Annotated in this window: 10 protein-coding genes; 6 read left to right on the top strand and 4 right to left on the bottom strand. The window is 46.5% G+C overall.

Going from position 1 to position 7,208, the window contains the following annotated elements:
- Together hutX and ACTHS3_RS02665 are read left to right on the top strand one after the other, a co-directional pair.
- Positions 1 to 1,101 (top strand): heme utilization cystosolic carrier protein HutX (gene hutX, locus ACTHS3_RS02670; protein WP_440367094.1); only part of this gene is annotated, 1,101 nt, incomplete at its 5' end.
- Positions 1,102 to 1,193: 92 nt separating this feature from the next.
- The gene (locus tag ACTHS3_RS02665; protein WP_070504912.1) at positions 1,194 to 1,811 is read left to right on the top strand and encodes an NAD(P)H-binding protein; all 618 of its coding nucleotides are present in this window, start codon (positions 1,194 to 1,196) and stop codon (positions 1,809 to 1,811) included.
- A gap of 154 nt (positions 1,812 to 1,965) precedes the next feature.
- Here ACTHS3_RS02665 and ACTHS3_RS02660 read toward each other — a convergent pair whose 3' ends face one another.
- Genes ACTHS3_RS02660 through pptA form a run of 3 tightly spaced genes read right to left on the bottom strand, consistent with a single transcriptional unit; the run spans position 1,966 to position 3,861 of the window.
- Complete coding sequence (locus ACTHS3_RS02660; RefSeq protein WP_004520545.1) at positions 1,966 to 2,667, bottom strand: glutathione S-transferase family protein; 702 nt, start codon at positions 2,665 to 2,667, stop codon at positions 1,966 to 1,968.
- A 15-nt stretch (positions 2,668 to 2,682) separates the two neighbouring features.
- Entirely contained in the window at positions 2,683 to 3,573 is an 891-nt protein-coding gene (locus tag ACTHS3_RS02655; RefSeq protein ID WP_049336078.1) for an alpha/beta fold hydrolase, read from the bottom strand.
- Between the two features lie 57 nt (positions 3,574 to 3,630).
- Entirely contained in the window at positions 3,631 to 3,861 is a 231-nt protein-coding gene (pptA, locus tag ACTHS3_RS02650; protein ID WP_004520543.1) for a tautomerase PptA, read from the bottom strand.
- A 106-nt stretch (positions 3,862 to 3,967) separates the two neighbouring features.
- Here pptA and ACTHS3_RS02645 point away from each other — a divergent pair, with 106 nt between their 5' ends.
- Positions 3,968 to 4,873 carry a LysR family transcriptional regulator gene (locus tag ACTHS3_RS02645; RefSeq protein WP_004520542.1) on the top strand — a complete coding sequence of 302 codons (906 nt, stop codon included), beginning with the start codon at positions 3,968 to 3,970 and terminating at the stop codon, positions 4,871 to 4,873.
- Positions 4,874 to 4,907: 34 nt separating this feature from the next.
- Here ACTHS3_RS02645 and ACTHS3_RS02640 read toward each other — a convergent pair whose 3' ends face one another.
- Positions 4,908 to 5,798 carry a LysR family transcriptional regulator gene (locus ACTHS3_RS02640; RefSeq protein WP_440367090.1) on the bottom strand — a complete coding sequence of 297 codons (891 nt, stop codon included), beginning with the start codon at positions 5,796 to 5,798 and terminating at the stop codon, positions 4,908 to 4,910.
- A 186-nt stretch (positions 5,799 to 5,984) separates the two neighbouring features.
- Here ACTHS3_RS02640 and ACTHS3_RS02635 point away from each other — a divergent pair, with 186 nt between their 5' ends.
- The 3 genes from ACTHS3_RS02635 to ACTHS3_RS02625 all read left to right on the top strand — a co-directional run.
- Positions 5,985 to 6,563 (top strand): NAD(P)H-dependent oxidoreductase, encoded by a 579-nt coding sequence (locus tag ACTHS3_RS02635; protein ID WP_070625281.1) that lies wholly within the window; start codon positions 5,985 to 5,987, stop codon positions 6,561 to 6,563.
- Positions 6,563 to 6,868: an aldo/keto reductase gene (locus ACTHS3_RS02630; RefSeq protein ID WP_070625280.1), complete on the top strand. Its 306-nt coding sequence runs from the start codon at positions 6,563 to 6,565 to the stop codon at positions 6,866 to 6,868. Before ACTHS3_RS02635 ends, ACTHS3_RS02630 begins: the two co-directional genes overlap by 1 nt.
- 46 nt (positions 6,869 to 6,914) lie before the next feature.
- A partial coding sequence (locus ACTHS3_RS02625) for an OsmC family protein (RefSeq protein WP_440367088.1) occupies positions 6,915 to 7,208 on the top strand: 294 nt, incomplete at its 3' end.

Raw genomic sequence — 7,208 nt, 5'->3', positions numbered from 1 at the left:
TTCAACCTTTATCCCATGCTGCCCATCAACCGCATGATTGAAAAAGGCGCATTTCCGACACCGCCGGGTTTCGATATCCAGGCAGACCAATATGCCTACACGGTTGAAACACTGCTGGAAAAAGGCTGGGAACAAGTCAGCAACAGCCACTTCGCCTATCCTGGCCGCGGCGAGCGCAACCGCTACAATACCCTGATCAAATCCGACATTCCCTGTTTGGCGTTCGGCTCCGGCGCTGGCGGTAACTTCGGCGGTTTCAGCTATCAGGTGCAGGGTGATTTGGAGAGTTATCTCGCCACGCCGAAAGGCGAGAAAAACATCGCATTTATGAGCGGCCATAGTCCAAATAAAGCACTGCTCAGCAAAGTCCAGCACGATATTGAAACAGGCCGTCTGAATCCATTATTGTTTGACGGCAATAAAGCAGCGCAAAAGCTGATTGCCCAATGGCAGGAAATGCAGCTTTTTAAAGAACCCGATTCAGACGGCCTGATCCGTTTGAATACCAGCGGCCGTTATTGGTCGCCCACCCTTATCCGCAAACTCATGCTCACTCTTCCGACTCAAGAAAAGGATCAAACCATGCAAAAACTTTCATCCGAACAACAAATCATGTTGCGCCAATCATTGGAAAAAAATCCCGGCCAAGTGCTCGAAATGCTCGCCGCGCAAAACCAATGCAGCTTTGAAGACGTCATCCGCTGCCTGCCTGAAAACTGCATCCGCCAAACCGAAGGCAGCCGCATCGTCGAAATCCTCCAAGCCGTCGCCGCATGGGATGAATCCGTTACCTTCATCGCCCACACCCCCGATGCCATCGTCGAAGTCAGCGGCAAACTGCCTAACGGCAAAGTCGGCCGCGGTTTCTACAACTTTGACCATCCCGAAACTGATGGCGGCGTACACGGCCACATCTACTATGAAAACTGCGCTTCCATCTACCTTTTGGAACGCCCGTTCATGGGTAAAGCCACTTGCTCGCTCAACTTTATCAACCGCAACGGTGGCGCCATGTTTAAAATTTTTGTCGGTCGCGACGAAGCAGGCGAGTTGAAACAACATCAAATCGAAGCCATGCGCAAATTGTTTGATGCCGCTTAAACGGTTTCAGACGGCCTGAAAATCCGTTCCTTGCCGCGTAGAGGAGCGGATTTTCTAACAATAAACATCTACCATACAAAGGAGCCCCAAACATGCAACTCATCTTCGGAGCCAACGGCCCGTCCGGCCGCGCCTATATCCGCACATTGACTGACTCAGCCGATACCGTCGCCGTATTAAGAAAGCCGTCTGAAGACAGTTTTTTTGTCGAACACAATATTCAAACCGTTGTCGCCGATGCGCTTGATGCCGACGCGCTCGATAAAGCGTTGGCACAATACCATCCTGATACCGTGATCAGTTTTGTCGGCGGCAAAAACGAAGAGGGTATCCGCAGCGATGCGCTGGGCAATATCAACATTATTGCCGCCACGAAAGCCGCCAATCCGCAAGCCCGCTTTGTACTGATTACCAGCATGGGCTGCGGTGAACAATGGGACATGATGAGCGAGCCGTTCAAACAGGCACTAGGTGAAGCCGTCCGTGCCAAAACAGAAGCCGAAATCTATCTCAAACAAAGCGGTTTGATTTGGACCATCCTGCGCCCCTGCGGCCTTGCCGATGGCGAAGATAATGCCTATACCTTGACACAAAATGCCCAAGAAATTCCGCAAAAATACATGACGCGCAACGGCTTGGCCGCTGCCGTTGCTGCCATTGTCGGCCAAGCGGACAGCAAGGGCGAAACGTATAGCGTTGGTGCGGCATAACCGGATTGAATAGATTGTCCACTTTCCATTGTTAAAGTTGGAGTAGGTAATTGATTAGTAGCCGATCAAATAATAAAGGATTTGCTGAGAAAAGACTGGGAGATATAAATAAAAGGCCGTCTGAAACATTTCAGACGGCCTTTGATTTTTTACTTTATTCTCCAAATACTGCCTGATCGAAACGTTCAATATAGGCGACTAAATTTGCTTTGGTTCTTGCATATAGCGCAATTTCAGTGTCGATGGGGGTAAGAATCAGGTTTGCAACAACAGGCACGATGGCCACATCAACGGAGGTTAATTCTTCGCCGAAAAAGTAGCGTTTTGTGCCTAAGTAGTTGCTAATGGCGTCTAAATCTCCTTTTCCGAAGGCGTAAATATCAGATTGTGTGTGTCTTCCGATACCATGTCCGTACATTTCTTTTTTCGCGTTTTCCTGTAACACAGCAAAAATCGCTTCGGCTTGTTCGGTCGGCATGCCATCAAACATTGCCTTCATCATAAATGGTTTGCTGAGAGGATCGACGAAACGGTTATATACGACCATCCAATATAAATGTTCTTCTGTCATACGGCGAAAGGCTTCAGCAATCGCTTTTTGTTCAGGCGTTAAATGTTTATCTAAATCAATGCCGTAGGTTTCGGTTAGATAACGCTGAATGAGAGAGCTATCAGGGATCAACTTCTCGCCATCCTGCAATACCGGAACTTTGCCTTTAGGCATTTTGCTGAGATCGGCAACATATTCTTTTTCGAAATCTAAGCCGGATAAACGCAGCATCGCTTCAGTTTTCCAAGCGAAAGGTGATGAACTGCGAATTTTACCTTCACCGGGTAAAGTAAATAATTTAAGCATTTTGTTTTCCTTTCATTATTTGTTATTCAAATACGGTTCTACAATAGTCCAAACAGCCGGGAAGTTCAAGACAAATACCGGATGTGGCGCATTAGGGATAACGGATAAATCGGCATTCTGTGTCATGCGATAGGCGTTGATGACTGTATCCAAGGGTGCATTGGCATCGTCTTCGCCAACCACAAACAACACCGGCGATTGGATCTTACCAAATGTCTCTTTGCCAACTTGGGTGTTGTCATAATTTTTCTGCGCATTGTCAAACCACGTTGCCGTTTGTTGTAGGTTGGGGCGAATGCTTTGTTGCATTTCCCAATAACTTGGATCTAACTGGCGGATTTGTTCATAGCTTGCACGTTTATTTCCCCCGCCTTGAATAAAACCACGTTTCCATTCGCCGGCACCGATAGCAATAATTTTGGCTGCCTGTTCGGGATAATCGGCAGCAAAGGTGAGGGCGGTATAAGCGCCGTCTGAAAAGCCGAGCAAATCCACTTTACCGTTAATTTGTGCGGCTTTTAATACGGCAAGCACATCAGCCGCTTTTTGTGCATAAGTTGGCGCAACACTGCCGACTTCAGATTTGCCATGACCGCGTGTACTGATGGCGATGACTTCATGATTTTGGCTTAAACGGTCAATAAACTCGCCCATTTCAGCTGTTGAACCCACTAATCCGCCATGCAAAACAATTACAGGTGAGCCTTTGCCATAGCGTTCAAAATAAATTTTCGCCCCATCACTTGCCGTCGCATAACGACCAACTTTTTCATTGTTCCCATAAGGCACTTGGCTATGGTAGGCAGTTTCATTTTGTCCAAAATAGCGCAACGGTTCACCGGCAAAACTGCTCGTTGCAAGAGTGGCGAAAAGTACGCTAAACCCTAATTTTTTAAATGCTTTCATGCTGTTCTCCTGAGTAAAGTGCGGTCGTTTTTTTAGGGTTTTGATGATACGCGCAGGTTACATGTCATATTCGGGTTTACGTAACAGGTTCTCTACATTTGGCTCAATTTCTTTGTCCCAAACCTTTTCTTTCCATTCATCATCCGGAATTTCAGTGTAGGCAATAGTGATGAATTCTGCAGGCGTGTTTAGACGCTCGCTGGCAAAAGCCGTTAAATCATCTGCAAAGGCTTGCAATTCCTGTTCAGACAGGTTCTTTGGACAACATTTGATATTGATATGTGGCATAAAGTACTCCTTGCTTCATCTGTTTGTAATGAAATATATTGTATATTACTTTAATTAACTTGATAATCTATCAAATTAAATAAACAGTTTTAAGAAAGGCTTTATAATGGAGCAATTCAAACTTATCTATATTTTTGCCACCGTGCTGCAATACGGCAGTATGAATGCCACCGCGCCGCATTTGGGCATGACCGCCAGCGCAATCAGTCAAGCCATTCGCAAGCTGGAAAATCATTACGGCGTCAAATTGCTTAACCGCACCACACGCAGCCTCACGCCGACGGCAGAAGGGCGGCAGTTGCAGCAATACGCCCGTCAATTAACCGACTGGCACGATGCCGTTGAGCGCGAAATGGGTATTTTGCAAACCGAACCGGAAGGTGAAGTCCGCATCAGCCTACCGACCGGTTATAGCGCGGTTGAACCGATGAAACGTACCGTGCAAACCTTACGACATCGTTACCCAAAAATTCGCTTAATACTCAATGAAAACAACCGCTTGGTGGATTTGCAAAACGATACCGATATCGCTATCCGCGTTGTTTTACATCCTGACGATCCCGACAGCATCGCGCGCCCGTTGGCACAATGGCAAACCTTGATTTGCGCTTCACCAGACTATTTGCGTGAACACCCCATTGCCCAGCCGCAAGATTTACTCAATGCCGACTGGCTTAATCACAATAGCAATGTCCTGCTACACGCATTCAAGTGTTTAGGGCTACCGGAAACGCTGCCCGAAAATCGCACCGATTGCCCAGATTCTTCACTGGTCGCACGAGAATATGCCTGTGCCGGCATGGGGTTGGCGGTGTTGCTTTCTGGCGATGTGGCGCCTTTGATAGAAAATGGTCAGTTAAGCATTGTATTACCTGAACACACACTTCCCACCCGCACCCTTTATGCCACCACCGCACATCGCACCCAATCAGCAAAAGTACGCACCGTATTGGATTGCTTAATGCGTTGTTTTGGTGAAGAAAAGGGATTGATAAAAAGTGCTGGAAATTGACCGCACTTTGTTATTAAAAAGGCCGCCTGAAATTTCAGACGGCTTTTACTTTTAACGCATCCACAATCAACTTAAACACATTGGAATGCCCGCGGCGGCTGGGGTAATAGAGGTAAAGCGGATCGTAAGTGATGGCATACTCGGGTAACAGCTCAACCAACTGCCCAGAATGGAGTGCGTCTGCGGCGATGATATGTGGCAGCCAAGTGATGCCAAGGCCGTCTGAAACGGCTTGCAGACGCAGATGATTGTTGATGGAAAACTGCGATTTTGGTGTGAACGTAATCAGCTCTTTTTTGTATTTGAATTCCCACTGCATCTCCGTGCCGTGTTCAGCGGAGAGTTTTATGCCGATAAGGCGGTGCTGTTGCAGATCATCAATATTTTTCGGTGAGCCGTGTTGTGCCAAGTAATCGGGCGAGGCGACCAACGCCATTTTGAACGGCACAGAAATTGGTACGGCAATCATCTCTTTCGCTACCTTGTTACCTAACCGAACGCCCATATCAAATCCTTCTTTCACAATATCTGCCCAACGATCGTCCACCACGATTTCCAAGCGGATTTTCGGGTATTGGTTCAAAATCGGCTTTAATTTTGGATACAACACGGCTTCCGCTGCCATCGACGGGGCGTTGATGCGAATCAATCCCGATGGCGTATTCAAAAAATCATTTAATGCATCGACTTCTTGGTTTATGGCTTGATAAAGCGGGAAAAGTTGGTCGAAAAGCTGCTGCCCGGCTTCGGTCAGCGACACATTGCGTGTAGTGCGGTTGAACAGACGCAAATTTAGCCGCGTTTCTAAATTTTTCATGCTATGGCTCAGCGCCGAAGAAGAAATCCCCAAAAGCTGTCCCGCTTTTACAAAACTCTGTGTTTGCGCCAACGTCAAAAAATAATTCAGTTCGTTAAAGTTCTGCATTTTCTCTTTAAACTCTCTTTTATTAGTGAATTTAATTCATTGCATAATAAAGCCAAACCCTATTGATCTCAATAAAAACAAATCATAAAATGACTGCACTTTCATGATAGTAAACAGAAGACAATATCCGTAAACATCACATCCTTTTTTTACCTTTTTTATAAATTATTTATTCTAGGAGTAAAAATGAACATTTTATTATTAAACGGTGGAAAAGAATTCGGCCATTCGCATGGTGAGTTAAACAACACGCTTCACAAAAAAGCAAAAGAAGTTTTGACCGCACTTGGACACAATGTAAAAGAAACTGTGATTGATGCTGGCTATGATATTGAGGCAGAAATCGAAAAATTCTTGTGGATGGATGCCGTGATTTGGCAGATGCCTGTTTGGTGGATGCACGAGCCTTGGACAGTGAAGAAATACATAGACGAAGTATTTATCGCCGGACACGGCAAGCTTTACCACAGTGATGGCCGTCATCGTGTCAGCCCGACCGAAGGCTTCGGTACAGGTGGTTTATTGCAAGGCAAAAAACACATGCTTTCGCTTACTTGGAATGCGCCGATTGAAGCGTTCACCCGTGAAGGCGACTTCTTTGAAGGCAAAGATGTGGATGCTGTGTACATGCCTTTCCACAAACTCAACGAGTTCATCGGTTTGACCCGTCTACCGACATTTACATGTAACGATGTAGTTAAAAATCCACAAGTAGAACAATACTTCGCAGACTACCAAGCACATTTGAAAAAAGTGTTCGGTTAATGATAAAACATCAACTTGAAGCGGTGGGCTTTTGCCCACCATTTTGTCAGTCGCTAATTGGTACGAAATATGGCAAATCCGTGGCGCAGGTGATTACCCGCTGGCTGGTGGAACGTAGCATCATTGTATTGGCAAAATCTACCAAACCCGAACGTATGGCGGAAAACCTGAATGTCTTTGATTTTGCCCTCAGCGATGAAGACAAAGCCGAAATTGCCAAACTGGACGGCACGTTTGCCGCCATCGTCAATCACGACACGGTGGATAATTTGAAACGCATCTCCGCGTGGAAAATGGGCGTATAAGTGTAGCGAAAAACCATCTGTAATTCATCATATGAAAGGACAAAACATGATTAACGGGTTAGATATCGAACGTTTCCGAACTACCATGGCAGCGGTTGAAAACGACCATGCAAAAGGCAAGGCAGTATTACGCGCCGATTCGCGCTGGGTATCCGGCACGAAGAATGAAATCTCCGTGCGCCGCTTCCCTGCCTTTACCACAGACGAACCGAAAAACATGGGCGGTGAAAACGCCGCCCCAAATCCGGTGGAATACCTGATCAGCGCTGCGGCAGGCTGCTGCTCCATAGGTTTCGAGTTGCAAGCAGCATTGGCAGGCGTGAAACTGGAACAGTTTGAA

It is taken from the genome of Neisseria sp. P0009.S007 (assembly GCF_051962515.1).
The sequence above is the reverse complement of the archived record's forward strand: the minus strand, read 5'-3'. Positions and strand labels throughout refer to the sequence as shown.